The 21,655-nt window shown below is 65.1% G+C and carries 23 protein-coding genes; 5 read left to right on the forward strand and 18 right to left on the reverse strand.

Annotation, left to right across the window (positions count from 1 at the left end; genetic code table 11):
* Positions 1 to 156 precede the first annotated feature (156 nt).
* The 3 genes from QX071_RS29225 to QX071_RS29235 all read right to left on the reverse strand — a co-directional run bounded on the left by QX071_RS29225 (position 157) and on the right by QX071_RS29235 (position 6,035).
* A complete protein-coding gene (locus QX071_RS29225) occupies positions 157 to 546 on the reverse strand; it encodes a Zn-ribbon domain-containing OB-fold protein (protein ID WP_315705694.1) in 390 nt (129 codons plus the stop codon).
* Positions 546 to 1,703, reverse strand: coding sequence for a thiolase domain-containing protein (locus QX071_RS29230; protein WP_315705693.1), 1,158 nt, complete (start codon positions 1,701 to 1,703; stop codon positions 546 to 548). The genes QX071_RS29225 and QX071_RS29230 overlap by 1 nt, the downstream gene beginning before the upstream one ends.
* Positions 1,704 to 2,543: 840 nt before the next feature.
* Positions 2,544 to 6,035 (reverse strand): indolepyruvate ferredoxin oxidoreductase family protein, encoded by a 3,492-nt coding sequence (locus QX071_RS29235; protein WP_315705692.1) that lies wholly within the window; start codon positions 6,033 to 6,035, stop codon positions 2,544 to 2,546.
* A 303-nt stretch (positions 6,036 to 6,338) separates the two neighbouring features.
* On the opposite strand from QX071_RS29235, the gene QX071_RS29240 reads away from it, so the two are divergent.
* Complete coding sequence (locus QX071_RS29240) at positions 6,339 to 7,529, forward strand: c-type cytochrome (RefSeq protein ID WP_315705691.1); 1,191 nt, start codon at positions 6,339 to 6,341, stop codon at positions 7,527 to 7,529.
* Positions 7,530 to 7,538: 9 nt separating this feature from the next.
* Here the strand turns inward: QX071_RS29240 and QX071_RS29245 are convergent, their stop codons facing one another.
* Positions 7,539 to 8,183, reverse strand: coding sequence for a trimeric intracellular cation channel family protein (locus tag QX071_RS29245; RefSeq protein ID WP_315705690.1), 645 nt, complete (start codon positions 8,181 to 8,183; stop codon positions 7,539 to 7,541).
* A gap of 137 nt (positions 8,184 to 8,320) precedes the next feature.
* Here QX071_RS29245 and QX071_RS29250 point away from each other — a divergent pair, with 137 nt between their 5' ends.
* Entirely contained in the window at positions 8,321 to 8,749 is a 429-nt protein-coding gene (locus QX071_RS29250) for a hypothetical protein (RefSeq protein ID WP_315705689.1), read from the forward strand.
* A 93-nt stretch (positions 8,750 to 8,842) separates the two neighbouring features.
* Here QX071_RS29250 and QX071_RS29255 read toward each other — a convergent pair whose 3' ends face one another.
* Together QX071_RS29255 and QX071_RS29260 are read right to left on the reverse strand one after the other, a co-directional pair.
* Complete coding sequence (locus QX071_RS29255; RefSeq protein ID WP_315705688.1) at positions 8,843 to 9,658, reverse strand: isocitrate lyase/phosphoenolpyruvate mutase family protein; 816 nt, start codon at positions 9,656 to 9,658, stop codon at positions 8,843 to 8,845.
* A gap of 39 nt (positions 9,659 to 9,697) precedes the next feature.
* Entirely contained in the window at positions 9,698 to 10,012 is a 315-nt protein-coding gene (locus QX071_RS29260; protein WP_315705687.1) for an NIPSNAP family protein, read from the reverse strand.
* A gap of 75 nt (positions 10,013 to 10,087) precedes the next feature.
* Between QX071_RS29260 and QX071_RS29265 the strand changes: the two genes are divergently transcribed.
* Both QX071_RS29265 and QX071_RS29270 read left to right on the forward strand, forming a co-directional pair.
* The gene (locus QX071_RS29265; RefSeq protein ID WP_315705686.1) at positions 10,088 to 10,786 is read left to right on the forward strand and encodes a winged helix-turn-helix domain-containing protein; all 699 of its coding nucleotides are present in this window, start codon (positions 10,088 to 10,090) and stop codon (positions 10,784 to 10,786) included.
* A 111-nt stretch (positions 10,787 to 10,897) separates the two neighbouring features.
* Positions 10,898 to 11,917, forward strand: a complete 1,020-nt coding sequence (locus QX071_RS29270) for an alpha/beta fold hydrolase (RefSeq protein WP_409977594.1) — start codon at positions 10,898 to 10,900, stop codon at positions 11,915 to 11,917.
* A 17-nt stretch (positions 11,918 to 11,934) separates the two neighbouring features.
* Here QX071_RS29270 and QX071_RS29275 read toward each other — a convergent pair whose 3' ends face one another.
* From QX071_RS29275 to QX071_RS29325, 11 genes are all read right to left on the reverse strand, one after another.
* Complete coding sequence (locus tag QX071_RS29275) at positions 11,935 to 12,762, reverse strand: NHL repeat-containing protein (RefSeq protein ID WP_315705685.1); 828 nt, start codon at positions 12,760 to 12,762, stop codon at positions 11,935 to 11,937.
* Entirely contained in the window at positions 12,759 to 13,178 is a 420-nt protein-coding gene (locus QX071_RS29280) for a carboxymuconolactone decarboxylase family protein (RefSeq protein ID WP_315705684.1), read from the reverse strand. The genes QX071_RS29275 and QX071_RS29280 overlap by 4 nt, the downstream gene beginning before the upstream one ends.
* Positions 13,129 to 13,542, reverse strand: coding sequence for a MerR family transcriptional regulator (locus QX071_RS29285; RefSeq protein ID WP_315705941.1), 414 nt, complete (start codon positions 13,540 to 13,542; stop codon positions 13,129 to 13,131). Before QX071_RS29285 ends, QX071_RS29280 begins: the two co-directional genes overlap by 50 nt.
* A 305-nt stretch (positions 13,543 to 13,847) precedes the next feature.
* The gene (locus tag QX071_RS29290; protein WP_315705683.1) at positions 13,848 to 14,120 is read right to left on the reverse strand and encodes a GCG_CRPN prefix-to-repeats domain-containing protein; all 273 of its coding nucleotides are present in this window, start codon (positions 14,118 to 14,120) and stop codon (positions 13,848 to 13,850) included.
* Between the two features lie 68 nt (positions 14,121 to 14,188).
* Positions 14,189 to 14,497 carry a hypothetical protein gene (locus QX071_RS29295; protein WP_315705682.1) on the reverse strand — a complete coding sequence of 103 codons (309 nt, stop codon included), beginning with the start codon at positions 14,495 to 14,497 and terminating at the stop codon, positions 14,189 to 14,191.
* 163 nt (positions 14,498 to 14,660) lie between these two features.
* Entirely contained in the window at positions 14,661 to 14,975 is a 315-nt protein-coding gene (locus QX071_RS29300; RefSeq protein ID WP_315705681.1) for a hypothetical protein, read from the reverse strand.
* 99 nt (positions 14,976 to 15,074) lie between these two features.
* Complete coding sequence (locus QX071_RS29305; protein ID WP_315705680.1) at positions 15,075 to 15,890, reverse strand: ABC transporter permease; 816 nt, start codon at positions 15,888 to 15,890, stop codon at positions 15,075 to 15,077.
* Positions 15,880 to 16,644, reverse strand: coding sequence for a phosphate ABC transporter ATP-binding protein (locus QX071_RS29310; RefSeq protein ID WP_315705679.1), 765 nt, complete (start codon positions 16,642 to 16,644; stop codon positions 15,880 to 15,882). Before QX071_RS29310 ends, QX071_RS29305 begins: the two co-directional genes overlap by 11 nt.
* 371 nt (positions 16,645 to 17,015) lie before the next feature.
* Positions 17,016 to 17,477 carry a hypothetical protein gene (locus QX071_RS29315; RefSeq protein WP_315705678.1) on the reverse strand — a complete coding sequence of 154 codons (462 nt, stop codon included), beginning with the start codon at positions 17,475 to 17,477 and terminating at the stop codon, positions 17,016 to 17,018.
* A 220-nt stretch (positions 17,478 to 17,697) separates the two neighbouring features.
* The gene (locus tag QX071_RS29320) at positions 17,698 to 18,417 is read right to left on the reverse strand and encodes an N-acetyltransferase (protein ID WP_315705677.1); all 720 of its coding nucleotides are present in this window, start codon (positions 18,415 to 18,417) and stop codon (positions 17,698 to 17,700) included.
* Positions 18,418 to 18,465: 48 nt separating this feature from the next.
* Positions 18,466 to 19,998, reverse strand: coding sequence for an acyl-CoA carboxylase subunit beta (locus tag QX071_RS29325; protein ID WP_315705676.1), 1,533 nt, complete (start codon positions 19,996 to 19,998; stop codon positions 18,466 to 18,468).
* A gap of 352 nt (positions 19,999 to 20,350) precedes the next feature.
* On the opposite strand from QX071_RS29325, the gene QX071_RS29330 reads away from it, so the two are divergent.
* Positions 20,351 to 20,833, forward strand: a complete 483-nt coding sequence (locus QX071_RS29330) for a hypothetical protein (protein WP_315705675.1) — start codon at positions 20,351 to 20,353, stop codon at positions 20,831 to 20,833.
* A gap of 3 nt (positions 20,834 to 20,836) precedes the next feature.
* On the opposite strand, the gene QX071_RS29335 is transcribed toward QX071_RS29330, so the two are convergent.
* A complete protein-coding gene (locus QX071_RS29335) occupies positions 20,837 to 21,655 on the reverse strand; it encodes a penicillin-binding transpeptidase domain-containing protein (RefSeq protein WP_315705674.1) in 819 nt (272 codons plus the stop codon).

Raw genomic sequence — 21,655 nt, forward strand, 5'->3', positions numbered from 1 at the left:
CGCCACGCCTTTGCCCACCCTACGACCACGACGCTACTCGCGGCTCCGTCATTGCGAAGAGCGAAGCAACGAAGCAATCCAGATGTCCTGCTTGGCCGCAGGATTGCTTCGCTTCGCTCGCAATGGCGGTACGGGCCCGCATGTTTCCCTCACGCACTACACCGGCGTGAAGAACGGCAGCGGGGCGCCGTCGGTCGGCCTGAACACCACCTTCACCTTCTGGCCGATCTTCAAACCATCGAAATCGCAATCGACGAAATTGGTCTGCAGCGACGGGCCTTCCTTCAGCGTCACGTAGCCGATCGCATAAGGACCGGTCGGGGACTTCCGCATGATCGAGAAGGTGTAGATCACCCCCTCGCCCGAGCTCTGCTCCCACACGGTCTGGTCCGAGAAGCAGAACGGGCAGATCGAGCGCGGAAAATAATGCGCCTCGCCGCATGCCGTGCAGCGCTTGATCATGAACCTGCCCTCGGCCGCAGCGTCCCAGAACGCCTTTGTTTCGGGATTGGTGACGGGGGCCGGATATTTCTTCGCTTCAGACATCACACGCGCTCCAGAATGCAGGTCGAGGCGGCGTGGCGGACGCCGAGCAGGCCGCCGGTGCCGTGGGCAATGGCGAGATCGCAGTTCGGCACCTGCACCTTCGGATGGGCTTCGCCGCGCAGCTGACGCACAGCCTCGATCACCTTGGTCATGCCGCCGCGGTTGACCGGATGGTTGCTGCAGAGGCCGCCGCCATCGGTGTTGAACGGCAGCTTGCCGACGCCCGAGATGAGATTGCCGTCGGCGACGAACTTGCCGCCCTCGCCCTTCTTGCAGAACCCGAGGTCCTCGAGCTGCATCAACACGGTGATGGTGAAGCTGTCATAGATCGAGGCGTATTTGATGTCCTTGGGCGTCACGCCCGCCTCCTCGAAGGCGCGCGGGCCGGACCAGACGCCGGCGGAATAAGTGAGATCGAGATCCTTGCCGCCGCGCGGGCCCTTCATCGCCTCGCCGTGGCCGATCAGTCGCACCAACGGCTTCTTCAGGCTTCTTGCGATCTCGGGAGACGTCACGATCAGCGCGCCGCCGCCATCGGTGACCACGCAGCAATCCATCCGGTGCAGCGGATCGGAGATCATGGGGGAGTTCAGGACGTCCTCGACCGTGACGACCTCCTTCAGCATCGCATGCGGATTGTACTGCGCGTGATGCGAGGCCGCGACCTTGATCCAGGCGAGCTGCTCGCTTGTGGTGCCGTAGTCGTGCATGTGCCGCATGGCGCACATGCCGTAAGCGTTGTGCGTCGTGGCACCATAGGCCATCTCGAAATCGGCCTCGGCGCCGGCGGCGCGCGGCGGCATCGGACCGGTGCGCGGCTTGCCCGCCAGCGTAATGAGCGCGACCGAGCACTTGCCGGCGGCGATCGCCTCGGCCGCATGGCCGACATGGATCAGATAGGAGCAGCCGCCGGTCTCGGTGGAGTCGACGTGGCGCAGCCTCTTGGTGTCGAGGCCGAGATAGTCGACCATCGGCCACAGCCCGCCCGGCGCGTCGCCGGCGCAGAAATAGCCGTCCACGTCCTGGACACTGAGCCCGGCATCCTCGATCGCGCCTTTGGCGACTTCCGCATGCAGCTGTGCGGTGGATTTGTCAGGTGCATGCCGGGTCGGATGCTCGTGGATCCCGGCGATGTAGGCCTTGCCCTTGATGGTCAATACTCTCTCCGCTTGGCGTTTCGTCCCTTGTGGTTGGAGATTTTTTGGACCGTTAGATAGAGCTTGGCAAGCGGTGAAAATATTCCGCGCGGTGGAGATGGCGATACGCGACGTCTGACACACCGGTGCACTTCTTTGGCTGTCATTCGGGGGCGCGCGGAACGCGCGAGCCCGGAATGACAGCGTGTGAATCGGACGATCTCGCAACACACGGCGCCGCGCTCCCGCGGCAGATACTGCCCGGGTCATGCTGATCTCGCTCACCCTTGAAAAATCGAAGGGCGCAGGGAAGGCCAGGCGTCGGCTGACGCCTGCGGCCCGCCTGCTAAAAAAGATGCAGGCGGCAGGTACCACAGGTGCAGCCGAGAACGCCCGGCCTTCCCTGCGCGATGGTTTTCACGCTTATACGCAGTCTCCCTGGTGCGCCGGGCTTTCTGGCCACCATAGCCCGTGCAATGCGGAGCATTGTCACGCGCGTGATACCAGCGTCGGGGTATCAGGACCCTGCGACTTCACGTCCGCATGTTGCCGTTCGTCCGCGCATCCAAAGATGCGCTGCGGCTTCATCGCGGCCATCGCCTCCCCGCCTCGCGTGTCGTGACGATCGCGCGCAACGCCCCTCCGTGGTGAGGCGGGATGCGCACATCAAAACACAATTTCTGATTTTCGTAAAGCGAAATCTTGCAGCCCGTTGTGCCCGACGGGCAGTGCGCGCACGGCAAATATGCACCTGCCCTTCCGAACTATTGAGCGTACAAGCCGAACCTCGCGTTGAGCACTCCGGCCACCGTCATTCCGGGGCGACACGAAGTGTCGAGCCCGAAATGACGGAGTGTTGCCCTACTCCGCCGCCATCTGCCGCGGCGCGGGCGGCGGGCTGGCGAGGTCGGCGGCGAGCTGGGCGTAGCGAAGCTTCGCCTCCTGCACCGCCTTCTCCTTCACCGGGCCGTAGCCGCGGATGCGATCGGGCAGCGACAACAGCTCCACCGCGATCTCGACATTGGCCGGCGACAATAGGTTCAGCACCGTCGCTACGTCCTTCTCGTAGCCGGCGATCAGGTTGCGCTCCATCTTGCGCTCGGCCGCATAGCCGAAGATGTCGAGCGGCGTGCCGCGCAGTCCCTTCAGCTTGGCAAGCAGCCGGAACATTTTCATCATGCCCGGGCCGAAGCTGCGCTTCTTCGGCCGGCCCAGCGCATCGACGCCGGAGTTCAGGATCGGCGGCGCCAAATTGAAGCTGATCTTGTAGTCGCCTTCGAACGCGTCATGGAGCTGCTTCTCGAAAGTGCCGTCCGAGAACAGCCGCGCCACCTCGTACTCGTCCTTGTAGGCGAGCAGCTTGGCATAGTTGACGGCCACCGCCCGCGGCAGCGCCTCGCCGTAGCCGCCCTTGTCGGCGGCCTCGCGGACCTGATCGACCAGTTTGCGGTAGCGCTTGGCGAGCCGCGCGTTCTGGTAGTCGGTCAGGAATGCGGTGCGATGCGCGATGATCTCGTCGAGCGTCATCGCCTCCAGCGGCTTCGGCGCGGCGACCTCGTCATGTCCCGTCATCATCGCGTCGAGACGCGCGGGATCGACCACGGCAAGACGGCCGAGCCGGAACGCCTCGGTGTTCATCTTGATCGCGACGCCGTTGATCTCGATCGCCTTCTCGATCGCTTCGGCCGAGAGCGGCAACAGCCCCTTCTGATAGGCGTACCCCATCATCATCATGTTGGTGGCGATGGCGTCGCCAAGCAGTGCTTCGGCGGGATGGGTGAAATCGAGGAAGCTGGAGTCCTTGCGCAGCGCGGTCTCCAGGATGCTGGTCACCTTGCGGTTCTGGAAGTTGTAGTCGCGGTTGAGCACGAAATCCGCAGTCGGGATCACGTGGCTGTTGATCACACCGCAAGTGCGTGACGAATCGCACAGCGTGATCGTCTCCTTGGAGCCGGCCACGACCTCATCGGCGGCAATCACGAGATCCGCGGTGCCGGTGACGATGCGCGAGCAGGTCACATCAGCGGTGTGCTCGGAGAGACGGACATGGCTCAGCACCGCGCCGCCCTTCTGCGCCAGGCCCGACATGTCCAGGATCATCGAGGCCTTGCCCTCGATATGGGCGGCCATGCCAAGCAGCGCGCCGATCGTCAAGACACCCGTACCGCCGACGCCGCCGACCGCGACATTGTACGGGCGATCGAGCGACGGCTTGGTCGCGGGCTCCGGCAGCGCGCCGATCTCGCCGAGCTCGGCCGGCGCGCGGCTGCGCGGCTTGCCGCCGTCGATGGTGACGAAGGACGGGCAGAAGCCCTTCACGCAGGAATAGTCCTTGTTGCAGGAGGACTGGTTGATGACGCGCTTGCGGCCGAGCTCGGTTTCCAGCGGCTCGACCGAGATGCAGTTCGACTGCACCGAGCAGTCGCCGCAGCCTTCGCAGACCGCGGGATTGATGAAGATGCGGCGCTGCGGGTCCTCCATCGTGCCGCGCTTGCGGCGGCGGCGCTTCTCGGCGGCGCAGGTCTGCACGAAGACGATGGCGGACGCGCCCTTGGTCTCGCGCAGGGTCTTCATCACGTGATCGAGTTCGTCGCGGTGGGCGGTCTTCACGCCGGGGGCGATCGTCTCCGGCGCATAGGCGTCGGGATTTTCCGAGACCAGGTAGATCTCGCGGATGCCCTCGGCATGGAGCTGGAAGGTGATCTGCTGCGGCGACAGGTCGCCGTCATGGCGCTGGCCGCCGGTCATCGCGACCGCGTCGTTGTAGAGGATCTTGTAGGTGATGTTGGCCTTGGAGGCGATCGCCTGGCGGATCGCGAGGCTGCCCGAGTGGAAGTAGGTGCCGTCGCCGAGATTGGCGAAGATGTGCTTCTCGTCAGTGAACGGCGCGATGCCGACCCACGGCACGCCTTCGCCGCCCATATGGGTGAAGGTCTCGGTGTTGCGGTTCATCCACAGCGACATGAAGTGGCAGCCGATGCCGGCCATGGCGCGGCTGCCTTCGGGCACCTTGGTCGAGGTGTTGTGCGGACAGCCGGAGCAGAAATACGGCGTGCGCGCCACCGGCGAGGTCAGCTGCATCTGCGAGGCCTCGCGGCCGTTGAACCAGTCGGCTTTCGCGCGCAGCATCTGCGCGATCTCAGGATTGAGATCGAGCCGCAGCAGCCGCTCGGTCAGCGAGCTTGCCAGCGAGGCGACACTGAGTTCGGCGGCAAACGGCAGGAAGCGCTTGTCGTGATCGTCCATCTTGCCGATGATGCGCGGGCGGACGTCGTCGCGCCAGTTGAACAGCTCCTGCTTGACCTGGTTCTCGACGATCTCGCGCCGCTCCTCGACGATGAAGATCTCCTCGAGCCCCACCGCGAACTGCCTGACACCTTCCGGCTCCAGCGGCCAGGGCATGCCGATCTTGTAGAGCCTGAGGCCGATCTTGGCGGCGACCTCCTCGGTGATGCCGAGCTCGCGCAGCGCCTGGCGGACATCCTCATAGCTCTTGCCGGACGCCATGATGCCGTAGCGTGCGTTCGGCGAATCCATCGTGACGCGATTGACCTTGTTGGCGCGGGCGAAGGCGATCGCGGCGAAGCCCTTGTAGTCCTGCAGCCGGCGATCCTGCTCGAAGCGGTCGTCGGGCCAGCGCAGGTTCAATCCGCCCGGCGGCATTTCGAAATCGGTCGGGATGACGAACGGCGTCATCTCGTCATTGAGATTGATCTCGGCCGTGGTCTCCACCGTCTCGGTGATCACCTTCATGCCGACCCAGCAGCCGGAATAGCGCGACATCGCAATCCCAAGCAGGCCCATCTCGATCATCTCGTGGATCGAGGACGGATAGAGATAGGGCATCAAAGCGGAGATGAAGGCGTGGTCCGATTGATGCGGCACGGTGGAGGATTTGGCGCCGTGGTCGTCGCCGGCCAGACACAGCACGCCGCCGTTCTTGGCCGAGCCCGCCGCGTTGCCGTGGCGGAAGACATCGCCGCAGCGGTCGACGCCGGGGCCCTTGCCGTACCAGATGCCGACCACGCCGTCGTATTTTCCGCCCGGCGACAGATGCAGCTGCTGCGAGCCCCAGATCGCGGTCGCCGCCAGATCCTCGTTCACGCCGGGCTGGAACTTGATGTTGTACTGCTCGAGATGCCGGCGCGCCGAGAACAGCTGCTGGTCGTAGCCGCCGAGCGGCGAGCCGCGATAACCGGAGATGAAGCCCGCAGTCTTGAGGCCCGCGGCGCGGTCACGCCGGATCTGGGCCATCGGCAGCCGCACCAGGGCCTGGATGCCGGTCAGGAAGATGTGGCCGGTGTCAGCGGTGTATTTCTGATCGAGATTGATTGCGCTCTCGTTGAGTCCCATTCCGCCCTCTTGCCGTCCTTCAGCCTGTCGCGCCGGCAGCTCCTCGCTTCAATCGAGGTGGTGCGCCCGCGCGCATCTGTATACTTATGTAGTCTATGTCGGCTTTCCCGCCGCGCGCACCAGAAATATCGATGCATTTGTAATGGTGTAGCAAATCGCAATTTCATGGCGAAAGCTGCGCACGCCGTTGCGGTTTCTGTCGGGAAGCCCGGGTCCCACGAAACGGCGTGACGCTCGCTTTCATGGCGCGCTGCGCTATAACGTAGGATGAAGGTTGTCAGGGCATGAAGAGCTGAGCGGGGCATGCGGGCGATTCTGCTGGGTCTATTATTGTGCACCGCATCAGCGGCCCATGCCGATCCCGCCGAGGAGATCGCCCGCGGCGAGATGCTCGCCACCATCGGTGACTGCGGCGGTTGCCACACCACCGATTCCGTCAGGCCCTTTGCCGGCGGCAAGCGGATCGAGACACCGTTCGGCACGATCACCGCGCCCAACCTCACCTCCGATCGGGACACCGGCATCGGAGCCTGGAGCGACGACGATTTCCGGCGCGCGCTGCGCGAGGGCGTGGCGCCGAACGGAGCACGCTATTATCCCGTCTTCCCCTACCCGCATTTCACCAAGCTGGTCCGCAACGACATCCTGGCGATCAGGAGCTATCTGGCCTCGCTACCCGCGGTGAGCAACAAGGTAGCCAGCCCCGAGCTGCGCTTTCCCTATGGCTACCGGCCGCTGCTGCGGCTGTGGAATTACGTCTTCCTCAAGCCTGGCCTGTTCGAGCCCGATCAGGGCAAGAGCGCCGAGTGGAATCGCGGCGGCTACCTGGTCGAAGGGCTCGGCCATTGCGGCGCCTGCCACACACCCAAGAACCTGTTCGGCGCCGAGAAGCGCCGTGCAGCCTATCGCGGCAGCCGCGTCGCCGGCTGGTTCGCGCCGCGCCTGGACAACGCGCCGCGCAGCGGATTGAAGCGCTGGAGCGTCGACGATATCGTCGACTACCTCAAGACCGGCCGCAATGCGAGGAGCCATGCGGCCGGACCGATGGCGGAGGTGATCGCGCGTTCGACGTCCAAGATGGAGGCCGCCGACCTGCGCGCGATCGCGGTCTACCTCAAGGAGCTGCCGGCCGGCTCGTCTGAAGCGACGATCTCCCCGCCCTCGGATGCCACGATGATCGCGGGACAGACCGTCTACGCGCGTGCCTGTATCAGCTGCCACCAGGCGGACGGCACCGGCGCTCCAGGCGTCACGCCGCCACTCCCCGGCAATGCGCTGCTGCAATCCGGCGACCCGCTCAGCACGCTCCGCGTTGTCCTCGACGGCACCCAAAATGCAGTCATGACGCGCGCGCCGAACGCACCGCCGATGCCGGCTTATGCGCGGGAGCTCACCGACCAGCAGATCGCGGACGTCGCGACCTACATCCGCAATGCCTGGGGCAACGCCGCGCCGACCGTGAGCGCCGACGACGTCCGGCCCCTACGGCCCTGATCGCTCGGTTCAGCTCCGCTCCTCGCCGGTGAAGACGAATTTCGGCATATTCCATTTGTAGCGGATCGCAAGCAGCCGGAAGCTCAGACCGAAGATGAAGGTCATGATGGTCCACAGCTCACCGCCGGCATTCAGCGCAAAGCCGGTGGCGTAGACGAGCCCCGTCAACAGCGAGACGCTGGCGTAGAGCTCGGCGCGGAACAGCAGCGGCACGTCGTTGCACAGGATGTCGCGCAACACGCCACCCGCGCAGCCGGTGATCATGCCGGCGACGATCACGATGCCGAATGAGACATCCATCTGCCAGGCCACGTCGCAGCCGGCCATCGTGAACACCACGAGCCCGATCGCGTCCAGCACCAGGAAGGCGGTGGTCAACCGATGCACCAAGCGCGCCATCGCGATGGTCACAAACGGCGCGAGCACCGTGAGTGCGAGATAGGACGGCCGCTCGACCCAGACCAGCGGGTAATGGCCGAGCAGCACGTCGCGCAGGGTGCCGCCACCAAGCGCGGTGATCGCGCCGAGCAGGCACACGCCCATCCAGTCCATGCTGCGGCGTCCCGCCGCCAGCGCGGCCGTCATGGCCTGCGCCGCCAGTGCCACCCACGACAGCAGGTGCAGCACGCTGTCCGATGGCGGCAGGTTCCACATCGCAAGCTCCGAAGTCGATTCTTGCCTGGGAACTTAAAGCTGTGGCGGCACCCTGGCCAGGGCGCGGAACCGCCGCAGTTCCGGGAACGGCCAGCGGAGGCGCTGGTTGTCCCGGCACAGAAGAAGAGGAGATGAACATGGCCAACGAACGCTTTCCGAACGATCCGTATCGGCCGGCAATGAGCGATCCTGCAATGACCGACACCGAGTATAGCCGCGCGGCCCAGACCGACAGCCAGATGCAGCCGGATCCAGAACTCAGCGAAGGCCGGACTTCGGGAGGAAAGATCGCAGCCTATGCGCTCGGCATCGCGATCCTGCTCGGTGCCGTCTTCTATGGCCTGAGCAACTCGTCGAACCACGACCAGGCCAGCAATCCGCCGCCGACCAAGTCGGCCGCCACCCAGCCGGCTCCGAACAGCCCCGCGCCGAACACTGCGCCCGGCGTGACCACCGGTGCGGCCAGCAACCGGCCCGCGCAGCCGACCCCTTCGCAGCAGCAGGGCGGCTCGGACGTCAATCAGTCGGCGCCGCAGCCGACCGGACAGAACAACAACACGCACTGACGCACGCTCGCGACAGTGGATGTGAAGACGAAGTTGTGATGACAAGCGCGGCGGTGAGCCTCTCACCGCCGCGCTCTCATGTGCAGGCGATTCCTACCCGAACAGCTTGTTCAGCTCGCCGCCGGGATAGCCCGCTGAAAGCTCGGTGAAAGTGCCCTGCTCCGCCATCTCTTTTGCCGCACGCATGAAGCCGGCCCAGGCCACGCGCGCCAGCGAGCCGCCGACGCTGATGCGGCGAACGCCGAGCGCCTCGGCCTCGCGCAGCGACAGGCCGGAGGCGCCGATCAGGAGATTGACCGGCTTCGGCGCCACTGCCTTCACCACCGCCTCGATCTCCTCCCGTGTCTTGATCCCAGGCGCATAAAGGCAATCGGCGCCTGCCTCCGCATAGGCGATCAGCCGATCCGTCACGAGCTTGATGTCGGCCTGGCCCCACAGAAAGGCCTCGCAGCGGCCGGTGAGCAGCACCTCGCCGCCCGCCGCATCGATCGCGCGCCGCGCAGCCTTGATGCGCGCGATCGCAAGCTCGCGCGCATAGAGCGGATTGGACTTGTCGCCGGTGGAATCCTCGATCGACAGCCCCGCGATGCCGGTCGCCACGGCGCGCGTCACATTGGCCGCAACGCCCTCCGCGTCATGCGCAAAGCCGCCCTCGAAATCGGCGTTGACGGGAATGTCGACGCTTGCAGCGAGCGCGGTGAGATGCGCGAGCACCTCGTCCACGGTGACGTGGTTGTCCGCCTTGCCGATCGACCAGGCAAAGCCGGCGCTGGTCGAGGCGATCGCCTTGAAGCCGAGGCGCTGCAGGGCTTTCGCGCTGCCGACGTCAAACGGATTCGGCAGCACGAAGCAGCCCGCCTCGTGCATCCTGCGAAATGTCGCGCGCTTGTCCGCAGTCGAAACCATCATGTCGTCCTCCTTGTTTAGGGCAGCAGCCTAGCGGCCCGCTCAAGCCGGGACCACCACCTGGCGCAGGAAGCTGCGTTGCTCGGCGAGAATGAGCTTGTGCTGTTCCGCGAAAGCGAAATTGGCGCGCGCCTCTTCGTCGTCCCGCAGGGCGGCCCGGTAGCGTTCATAGGCGGCGAGACCGTCGAACGAAATCAGCCCGAAGGCGATGTTGTTGGTGCCCTCATGCGGCATGAAATAGCCGATCAGTTCGCCGCCGCAGCGCGGAATGATCGCCAGCCAGCGCTGCGCGTAACGTTCGAACTTGTCGCGCTGGAACGGATCGATCTGATAGCGGATGAACACGGTGATGGTCATGACAAGCTCCGATGGATTGCGACGCACGCAATCTACCCGCTTGCCGCGCATCGATGCTTCGGCTAAGATCGAAGCATGAAATCAGGACCCGACATTGCCATGGTCGCCGCCCTGGTCGGCGATCCCGCCCGCGCCAACATGCTGATCGCGCTGCTCTCGGGGCGTGCGTTGACGGCGACCGAGCTCGCGCAGGAAGCCGGCGTGACGCCGCAGACCGCAAGCTCGCATCTGGCCAAGCTCGAAACCGGCGGCCTGATCGAGCCGGAAAAGCAGGGCCGCCACCGCTACTACCGGCTGGCCGACAACGATGTCGCCGATGTGCTCGAGCGGCTCGCCGGCCTTGCCGCGCGCGCCGGTCATATGCGGGTGCGCACCGGGCCGAAGGAGCCGGCGCTGCGGCGCGCCCGCATCTGCTACGACCATCTCGCGGGCGATCTCGGCGTGCAGATGCTCGACAGCTTGACCGACCGGAAGCTGGTGCGCCACCGCAAGCAGGAGATCAGCCTCACCCCGGAAGGCGAACAGTTCCTGGCGACGCATCTGCAGATTTCGCCTGATATGCTGGCCCATCCGCGGCGCCCCATATGCAAGGCCTGCCTCGACTGGAGCGAGCGGCGCCATCATCTGGCGGGCACCTTGGGCGCCGCGCTGATGAAGCGCTTCACCGAGCTGAAATGGGCGGCGCGCGATCCCACGCCCGGCAGCCGCGTCGTCAATTTCAGCCGCACCGGCGAGAAGCGGTTCGCCGAGCTGTTCGGGCCGGTGGACAACTGACCATCACGCGCAGTTTAGCTGCGCACCGGTGAACTTGCTCCTATCTGGGAAGCGCCTGTCGTGCTCGCGCGGCGAGTGATCTGTCCCATTTCTCGATTTGCCGGAAGCACAATGATCCGTCTTGCCCTGTCCCGTCTTACCCTCGGCTTGCTCTGCGCCGCCGTGCTCGTCGCCTCGCCGTCTTTTGCCGCGGACCCTCAACCCAAGGAACCCTACGGCATCAACCTCGAAGGCTTCCCCTATCCCTATCCCGTGCAGCTCTTCCCGGTCGTCAATGACGGCGAGCAGTTGCAGATGGCCTATATGGATGTCGCGCCGGCGCAGCCGAACGGCCGCACCGCGCTGCTCCTGCATGGCCGGAATTTTCCGTCGAGCTATTGGGCACCGGTGATCAAGACGCTGACGGAGGCAGGCTACCGCGTCGTGGTGCCGGACCAGATCGGGTTCGGCAAATCCTCAAAACAATCGGGCGATCTGCATTTCGACACGCTCGCGCGCAACACCATGGCCCTGCTCGACCATCTCGGGATCGCGAAGACCGAAGTGGTGGCGCATTCGACCGGCGGCATGCTCGCGGTGCGCATCGCACGCGCCTACCCCGACCGCGTCGCGCACCTGGTGTTGACGGCGCCGATCGGGCTCGAAGACTACCGCTTCTTCGTGCCGCCGGTTCCGACCGAGAAGATCATCGAAGCCGAGACCAAGTTGACCGCGGAAGGCTACCGCAAGCAGCTCGAGACCAACTACGCGCTGAAACTGCCGCCGGACCAGATCGCGCCCTATATCGAGGCCCGCTTCAACATCAAGGGCAGCGCCGATTATCCCCGTTGGCTGCGCGCCTTCGTCGCCTCCTACCAGATGATCTACCGCGAACCGGTGGTCCATGAGATCCCGCTGGTATCGCAGCCGACCCTGTTCATCATGGGCGCCGACGACCACAACGCGCCGGGGCGGCCTTACGCCCCGGAAGCGCTGCGCGCCAAGATGGGCAAGAACGCCGAGCTCGCGGTCGCCCTCGCCAAGCTGATGCCCAACGCCCGCGCCGAGGTGATCCCCAACACAGGACATCTGGTGTTCCTGGAAGCGCGAGAGAAGTACGACGCGCTGCTGCTCGACTTCCTCGGCAAGTAACGACGGCGCCGGTTATCCTATTGCGGGACGTCGATTTGGTAGATCGACCCGTCTCCCCAAGTCGCCGTCAGCAGGGCCGTCTGGTCCGGGGTCAGCACCAGGCCGACCGGACTGGAGAAGCCATCGGCGACGGCCTGCGAGGATCCGCTCATCAGGATTTCGCGTACCGTCGTGCCGCCGTAATCGGCAACAAATACGCGCCCGCCGCTGGTTTGCACGATGCCGGCGCCGGGCGCGCGAAATCCCTGACCGGCTTCGACCCTGCTTCCGTCGACACGAACGATGGTGATGCCACCGGCGATGTTGGCGACGACATAGCCACCGTCCGCCTTTTGCACCACGCCGACCGGGGTTTGCAGATCGCTGATGACCGGCACGAGACGGCGGTCGGCAGTGACGGCCAGAACCTGGTTGGTCCGCCGATTGGCAATCAGCAGACGTCCCGACCGGTCGAAGCCGATCCCGGCCGGGGTGGCCAGCCCTTCAACGAACACACTGCGCTGGCCCTCCGGCGTGAAATGATAGATTTCATCGCGGGCATAGGAGCCGACATAGATTGCGCCGTCCGGCCCGATCGCAAGCCCGGCCGGCCCTTCCAAGCCCGTCGCGAACGCCTTCCGCGTGCCGTCCGCTGCGATGCGCGAAACCCGGCCGGCGCTCCATTCGGCAACATAAAGGTTGCCCGCCGCATCGAAGGCCATGCCGACCGGCGCGCTGAACCCCTCATAACGCTTCACCGCGCGGACCGGTTCGGCCCGCGATGCTTGCGTCGTCGACAGCGGGACTGCGGCGACCGCCGACAGCGAGGTCGCGCCGACCAACAGAGTTCTGCGGGTGGTGCTCACGACGTGGCCCCAGCCGTGGCGGTCGCACGGTCCCGGAACACGTCCTTTGCAGCGAACAGGCCGTTGAGCGCCGCGGGGAATCCGGCATAGACCGCCATCTGGATCAGAACCTCGATGATCTCCTTCTGCGTCAGCCCCACATTAAGACCGGCTTCGATGTGGACCTTCAGCTGGGGCGTCGCATTGCCCATGGCCGCGAGCGCAGCGATCGTGGCAATCTCGCGGGAACGCAGATCGAGGCCCGGCCGGCAGTAGATATCCCCGAACGGGAATTCGATCACATAGGTGGCGAAGTCCGGGGCAATGTCGGCAAGCGCGGCGATGACCCGCTCGCCCGCTTCCGCGTCGATTTCGACAAGCGCGCGCTTACCGCGCTCGAAGCGGCTTTCGCCGCCGTTCTGGTAGAGTTGCGTCATAGTACTTCATCCTCTGTTCCGTATCGGCATAACCGCCGATCTTGGTATCGAGGATGAGAAGACAGGCATTCAACTCATCGAGGCGAGCACGGACGCGATCGCGATGCTTCTCGAGCAATTCGCGTCGTTGCGCCTCCGTACCAGCGCCCTGTTCCCTGAAAGCTGCATAACGCAGCATCTCGCGGATCGGCATGCCCGTTTGCTTCAAACGGGTGAGGAACGCGATCCAGGTCAGGATCGAAGCATCATAGTCTCTTCGGCCCGACCGGTCCCGCGCGACCTCAGGAAGCAGCCCGATCCGCTCGTAGTAGCGGATCGTATGAGCCGTCAATTCGGTCCGCTTGGCCAACTCGCCGATCTTCATGAGCACCTGTCTCTCATCACGACGCTCAGGAACATACGACTTCGAGCGCGCTCTAAGTCAAGCGCGATTCAAGCCGGAGTCAAAAGGCAGGAGTCTCCTCACCCGCAGTTCGCTGGCGCCAGGTGTCGCGGCCGCCCGCTCGCGAGGGTCGGATCGATGGAACAACGTGCGGATAGACGGATCGGAACGTCGAACTTGCCGCACGAGTGAGCAATGGATTGGATCGAAAAATCGGCAAAAGATAAATCGAGAAAAGAGAGCCGGCAGAGGCCGCCTTGATGCGACCTCCGCCCAGTCCTGTCAGCTTAGAAGTTGCGGAAGCAACGCTTGCCGTACGGGCCGATGTGCCAGCCCGGAGGGCAGTTGTAGAGCGGCCGACACGCGCCGCGCGGCCCGCGATGGAAGCCCGGCCCGCAGCCCTGTGCAACCAGAATGATCTCCCCTGCGGAAGTCCCCTGTTCGACCGCCGGTGCGATCGGCGACACCGGCGCAGCCTGCGCACCGCTCAGACCGAACAGGCCGAGGCCAATCGCCAAGGCAGAAGCAGCAAGAATCTTCGTTAATTGCGTCCTTCTCAATGTGCTGCAAATCCGCGGATCAAACTTAAGTCAAGTCACCATCGTCTGGGTTCATTCGCGGCTGCCGCTCACCAATGGCGGTGATGCCAATGGTGATGATGCCAGCCCCAGTGACGATGGTGCCAGTGCCGGTGATGCCAGCCCCAGTGGCGGTGATGCCAATGATGATGGCCCCAGTGAACCTGCTGCGGCGCGAGCCGTTCAGCCTCCCCGGCTGATGTGACGGCGCGCTGCGCATTGCCGTCAACCGGCGCCTTGTCGACGAGCGGTGCCGGCGACAGCGGAGCGGCGATCGACGGGGGGGCGAGGAGTGCGGCACTTGCGGCGACCACGCATCCCAGGGCCATGGTCAGGTTCAGAAAGCTCCGACGTTCCATGTTATCCTCCATGAGGTGATCAGCAGATCGGGAGGAGCTTGTGCGCGGTCACCTGAATGGGCGCTGAACTACGCTGCCGGATGACAAAGATTTCATGATCTGCTCCGGCGGCTGCTGCCGGACAGGTGCCGCCGCGGCATGCCGACACCGGCGCTCCCAACGATTACTCCGAGACCGTCTCCGTGACGACGAAGCTCTCGCGGGTGCGCGCGACGTCGGGCCAATCGCGACTGAAATCGGCAATGAGTCGCTGCATCGCGTCACCGCCGACGGCGCGCTCCATCATCGCGACATCGTCGAATTGATACATGGCTTGGTGCACTGCAGGATCGGTCAGGCTCCAGAAGCGCCACGCCTTCCGCACACCGAAGCTCTTGATCGCATCCGGCAGGTGGACGTCGCGATACCATCGATCGAAGGCCTCGCGCTTTGCGGCATCGGTCACGGTGGCGCGCACGACGAACATGGCAGCGGGCATTGGCTCCTCCGGTATTTGGTTAGCCGATCACTATCGCGGTCCATGCGTTGCAACAAGCCGGACCATAGAGGCCGCGGGTCATTGGTACTTGATGGGCGTTCAGGGCCGCGTCGCCGACTCCTCCGCCGGCCGCAACGTGAGCTGAGCCGCGGCGGAAAAGACGCGCCGCCGCATCAGGACGGTGGCGACGAGGCCGGTGATGCCGGACGCGGCCAGGATCATGGCGACGATGATGAACTGATAGATTCCGGCATAGACCGGGCTCACCCCCGAGACCACCATGCCGGCCATCACGCCGGGAATCCACACCAAGCCGAGCGACTTCATCATGTCGAGCCGCGGCAGCAGGCTGGCATAGACCGCGCTTCTGAGATACGACGCGACCGTCACCGCAGGCTCGGCGCCGAGCGACAGCGCCGCCTCGATCTGTCCGACATGGGACGTGATCTCGGCGCGGAAGCGCTCGATCGCCTGCGCGCAGGAATTCATCGCATTGGCGATGATCATGCTGCCCACCGGCACCAGCACGGCGACATCGGAGCGCAGGCTGCCGGTCGCGAGCATCACGGCGAGCACGATTCCGGCGCCCACCGCAATCGACCAGAAGCAGAGCATCAGCGCCCCGCCCATTCCCTTGATGCGGCCCGCCGCGGTGACCGCCGCCGCACCAGTCATCAACAGCAGGATCAGCGTGCCGACCAGCAGGCTGCCATGCAGCAGCACGGTCAGCACGACGCCGACCAGCACCATCTGCACCAGCCCGCGCAACAGCGACACCGCCGCTTCGCGTTCGACACGGATGGCCTGCCAGCGGCAGAGCAGCACGACGGCTGCACACAGCGCGATGGCGCCGGCGGCCTGCGCAAGCCCGATCATGACGTCATGGCCGATCATATCGCGCAGCTCAGCCAGCATGCAGCACCTCTGCGGTCGGGCCGATCGTCACCAGCCGTGCCTTTTCCATCACCATCGTCCGGTCGGCGAGCCGCTCGGCCTGGGCGCGATTGTGGGTCACGATGATGCAGGTCATGCGCCGCTCGTGCACGATCCCGAGGATCAGTTCCTCGACGCCGCGCACCAAGGCCTCGTCCAGCGCCGAGGTCGGCTCGTCCAGCAGCAGCACTTCGGGCGCGTTCGCAAGCGTGCGCGCCAGCGCCACCCGCTGGGCCTCGCCACCGGAGAGATGGCCGATATCGCGATCGGCAAAGCCGGCAAGGCCAACGCGCTCCAGCAGCGCGGCGATCCTCTCCCGTGGCAGAGCCTCGCCGCGCTGCTGCGGACCGAACGCAATATTGGCGGCGACCGTACCGGGAAACAGATAGGCGGTCTGCATCACCATGCCGACGCGCCGCCGCAACTCCTGCGGGGCCATGCTGCGGCAGTCGGTGCCGTTAAGGAGAACGGCGCCGGAGGTCGGCTCGTCGAGCCGGTTGAGCAGCCGCAGGAATGACGACTTGCCGGCCCCGGAAGGCCCGACCACCGCGACGATCTCGCCGCGTGCGATCTGCACGCTGACGTCATCGACCAGCGTGCGAGTGCCAACCCGACGCGACAGATGGCGGGTTTCGAGCACGATAGCGGCCTCGCGCGGCTGCCCAGCATTCTGATCCGGAGACGACATCGGCGCAGCCGCGCCGCCGAGGTCGCTGGATGAAGCGGCTGTCGTCACGCGACGTCCTTCATTCTGAGGCTTCGGTCAGCGACATCCGCCTGAGCCTCCGATCCGCAAGATCTACAGGACAATATCTGCAAGAAGGGGCTCGCCTCGCCGACGATTACGACGTCGATTATGCACGTGTCGGCACGCAAGGGAACGGCGAGATGCGAGCAGACCTGACTTGCGCTCGCAAGATGCGCGCGGGTTGCGGCGAGAGGACGAGGCCCGGAGTGCCTAGGAGTCCGGGCCTCGTCACCAGAACGCCTCGGCATTGCAAGGCGTTCCGATGCCGCTGAGCGGGTCTGGATCAAGGTGTCTTGAGGTGACCTCAGATGCGCCTGCCGGAACATGCCCGGGCGCATGTCACCGCAGGAAGCAGCCGGTCAGTAGCAGCGCATGATGTTGACGGTCTGCTCGCCGCCACGTCCCGGGACTTTCACCGTCTCCGTCGGACAGCTGGAGACATAGGGGTGATCGGAGGGCGTGACATTGGGCGGAAAGCGATGCGCCCAATCCCACGGAACGTCCTCGGTATAGGTGTAATGCACATCCGCCGGCCCCTGCGGTGGCGGCGGCGGCGCGGACTCCGTGACCGGCGCGCCGTCATAGGGACCGTAGGCGTAGGCACCGGGCCAATAAGCGAAGCCGCGCTGATGATGGCGGAAGCCGCGTGCGCCGTGCACACGAGGTGCAACATGGATCGGAGCGCCTCTTGCGCCGGGCCCCACCCCAACCACGCCGCCGGACCGCGCCGAAGCCGTCTCGACCGGCAGGATCAACGCGGCTGCGCCGAGGCAGGCGAGCAAAGCCCAAGATGTTCGATGAGCCGATGGTCTACGCAACATGGCACGCACCTTACCGCTTGTGACTGACCACCCCCCAGGATCGAAGCTAGGCCGGCAAGCGAGGCACCGCAAACCCGTCGTTAAGGAGTGGTTAACGCGCGAGCTTAGCGCCGACGGAACAGACGCGCCAGGGCACGCGCCCACTTTAGCCAGGCTGAGCCGAGCGCTTGCGGCTGTGCAATCCCGGCCCAAGTCCACGGATGGGGGGCGCGCCCCGCCCTCAATCCGGCAGCGTCTCGCCGGAGCCGCCGAGATCGGCCGGCAGGTCAGCGAATTTCGGCAAGCCGTCCTTCACCGAGATCATCTTGCTCGCGTAGTTCACATGCAGTGTCGGCTGATGGACGAAACCCTGCAGCAGGTTCGCATAGACGTCGGTCAGCCGCATCCGCGGATGCTCGGTCATGAGATGTCCGCCGCAGCGCCGGCAGAACTTGCGGTAGGAATGTTCGGTCTTGTTGAAGGTCCCGATCTCGGCTTCGCCCTTGACGACGCGGACATCGTCCGACTTCCACAGGCTGAACGCATTGATCGGCGCCGCCGACCAGGCCTGACAGTCCCGGCAATGACAATAGCCGGCAAATACAGGCTGGCCGATCGCCTCCACTTCGACTGCACCACAGAAGCAGCTGGCTTTGTAGGCGGCCGTGGTCCTGGGCGCTGCATCTTCCGGCGCAAGGAGATCCTTGTACTCAGGCGTCTTCCGGATCAGGCCACGGATGAAATCGCATTCCACCGACAGCTTGCGCCCCTGCACCCTCACCGCATCGAGCGTGGCACGGCCGAGCTTCGAGCCAACCCCGCGGCCGCCGAGCTCCGGCGGCACCTCGGTGTGCACGAGCGTGATCGCCCCGGGCGATTTCCGGTAGGTAACGAAAGCGGTGATGCCGTCAACATCCAGCTCGAAACGGCTGGCGGCCGCATTGTCGCGAAATTCGCCCATCGTCTGCACTCCTCCCGGATGTGGTGCAGACGTTCGACCGTCTGCGCCTTATAGCGGCAGATTGTCGTGCTTTTTCGCCGGCATTTCCATCTTCTTGTCGCGGAGCATCGCGAGTGCGCGGGCGATGCGGCGGCGGGTCGAGTGCGGCATGATGACGTCGTCGATATAACCGCGCTCGGCGGCGATGAAGGGCGACAGGAAGCGATCCTCATATTCCTTGGTGCGCGCGGCGATCTTGTCGGGATCGGCCATGTCGGCGCGGAAGATGATCTCGACCGCACCCTTGGCGCCCATCACGGCGATCTGCGCGGTCGGCCACGCATAGTTCATGTCGGCGCCGATCTCCTTGGACGCCATGACGTCGAAGGCGCCGCCATAGGCCTTGCGGGTGATGACGGTCACCAGCGGCACCGTGCATTGCGAATACGCGAACAGGAGCTTGGCGCCGTGCTTGATCAACCCGCCATATTCCTGCGCCGTGCCCGGCAGGAAGCCGGGAACATCGACGAAGGTCACGATCGGAATGTTGAAGGCGTCGCAGAAGCGGACGAAGCGCGCGGCTTTCCTTGACGCGTCACTGTCGAGCACGCCCGCCAGCACCATCGGCTGGTTGGCGACGAAGCCGACGGTGCGGCCGGCGATGCGGCCGAAGCCGGTGATGATGTTCTTGGCGAACGCCTCCGCGATCTCGAAGAAGTCGCCCTCGTCGACGACCTTCAGGATCAGTTCCTTCATGTCGTAGGGCTTGTTCGGATTGTCCGGGATCAGCGTGTCGAGCGACATGTCGACCCGCTCGATGTCGTCGAAGCTCGGCCATTCCGGCACGCCGTCGCTGTTGTTGCTGGGCAGGAAGTCGATCAGCCGGCGCATCTGCAACAGCGTCTCGACGTCGTTCTCGAAGGCGCCGTCGGCGATCGAGGAGCGCGTCGCATGCACCGAGGCGCCGCCGAGCTCTTCGGCCGTGACCACTTCGTTGGTGACGGTCTTCACCACATCGGGCCCGGTGACAAACATGTAGCTGGTGTTCTTCACCATGAAGATGAAGTCGGTCATGGCCGGCGAATAGACGTCGCCGCCGGCGCACGGCCCCATGATGACGGAGATCTGCGGGATCACACCCGACGCGATGACGTTGCGGCGGAAGACATAGGAATAGCCGGCGAGCGCCGCGACGCCCTCCTGGATGCGGGCGCCGCCCGCATCATAAAGCCCGATGATCGGCGCCCGCGCCTTCATCGCCATGTCCTGCAGCTTGGTGATCTTCAGCGCATGGGTTTCCGACAGCGAGCCGCCGAACACGGTGAAGTCCTTGGCGAAGACGAAGGTCTTGCGGCCGTTGACGGTGCCCCAGCCGGTGACGACGCCGTCGCCCGGCACCTTGGTCTTCTCCATGCCGAACTCGGTCGAGCGATGCTCGACGAACATGTCGAATTCCTCGAAGCTGCCCTTGTCCAAAAGAAGCTCGATACGCTCGCGCGCGGTCAATTTGCCGCGAGCATGCTGCGCCTCGATGCGCTTCTCGCCGCCGCCGAGACGGGCGCCCGCGCGCCGCTTCTCAAGGGTGTCCAGGATGTCCTTCATGCGTCTCCGCCCATTCCGATCTCATGACTGTTGGCGCCGTTCTAACACGGCTATTTCGGAGGCGAAAAGCGGATATCGGGCGTCCTGCCGCAGGTCACCCAGGCAGGAATCGATTGCATAATCATGGTGATGTCCGCCGAAATTCCAGCTGTCTGCGAAGGGGCGGGTCGGCCGTAGGCCACCGCCGGCCCACGACGGTCCAAATATCAGGACGGATTCGGCTCGCCCGTCAGGGGCCGATCGGCTCAAGGCAGCAGCCGGATCGCGATGGGCGCGCACTTTGCCACCCCCGTGAACCGTTGTGGGATTGCGGCGTTGACGCCTGCTTGCAATGCCGATCAAGGAACCAGCCATGCGCGTCTCTTCCCTCGCGACCACCACGACCGTCTTGACCGCACTCATCGTCGCGGGCGCAGCGCACGCCGCAATGTCGCCGTTCCGCGCCATAGCGGGCTCCTGGGCCGGCGGCGGCACGCTGAGCATGCAGAACGGCGAGCAGCAGCGGCTGCGCTGCCGGGCCGCCTATGATGTCGGCGGTGGCGGCGACCAGTTGCGGCTCAACATCCGCTGCGCCAGCGACAGCTACAATATCGACCTGTCCAGCGAGGTCGCCTATCGCAGCGGAGCAATCTCCGGCCAATGGAGCGAGGCGAGCCACAATGCCACCGGCACCATCGAGGGCCATGCGGCCGGCGAGCGCATCGAGGCACAGGCACGCGGGCAGACCTTCTCGGCCGGGCTCGCACTCACCACGCGCGGCAACCGGCAAGTGATCTCGATCCGGCCCGCCGGCACCGAGGTCACGGATGTGAGCCTGGAGATGCGGCGGCGCTGACGCTCAGATCGCGCCGATCTCCGTCAGGCAGGCCTGGGTCAGCGTCATGCGGTCAGCGACGTGACGCTGCTCCGGGCAATCCATGTTGAGCGCGAACACGGTCGGCTGGTCGCCCTTGTCTACCCAGCCGACCATCCAGCCGAGCGAACGCTCGCCGCGCTCGGCGCCGAGCAGGCCGGATTTGAAATGGATGACGGCTTCACCGACCTTGGTGGTCGGGATGATGTCGCGCACCAGATCCTGGCTGCGCTTTGAGACCGGCAGCGTGCCACGCCGCAAGCGGTCGACGAAATCGACCTGTTGCACCGGGTCGATGCGCAAGGCGCCCGTCAGCCAGAACTGATCGATGCCGCCTCCGATGTCGCGATTGCCGTAATCGAGCAGATTGAGATATGTCTGCATCCGCTCGGGGCCGATGCGGCGCGCGATCTCCTGATAGACGGGCACCGCGGACGCTGCGATCGCGCTGCGCATGGTGTGGTCCTTATTCCAGGCCTCGATCGGCCTGACCACGCCGTCCCATTTGAAGACATCCTTGTCGGGGTCTTCGACGACGCCGGTCTCGAGCGCAATCAGCGAATTCGCGATCTTGAAGGTCGAGGCCGGCAGCTTCGCCTCGCCCGAGCGCTCGGCGTCGCTGGCGATGACGAGATAATCCTCGACCTTGTAGCCGACGAAGGTGCCGTTGGTGCCGTCGTCGGTGAAGCGCTTGGCGAGCGACGCGCGGATCTCGCTGCGCTGTGGCGCGACATGCGCAAAGGCGCGGGCGGGCAACAGGCCGGCTGCGGCAATCAGTTGGAGCACATGGCGGCGATGGATCAC

This window comes from Bradyrhizobium sp. SZCCHNS1022 (genome assembly GCF_032484835.1).
Lineage (GTDB): Bacteria > Pseudomonadota > Alphaproteobacteria > Rhizobiales > Xanthobacteraceae > Bradyrhizobium.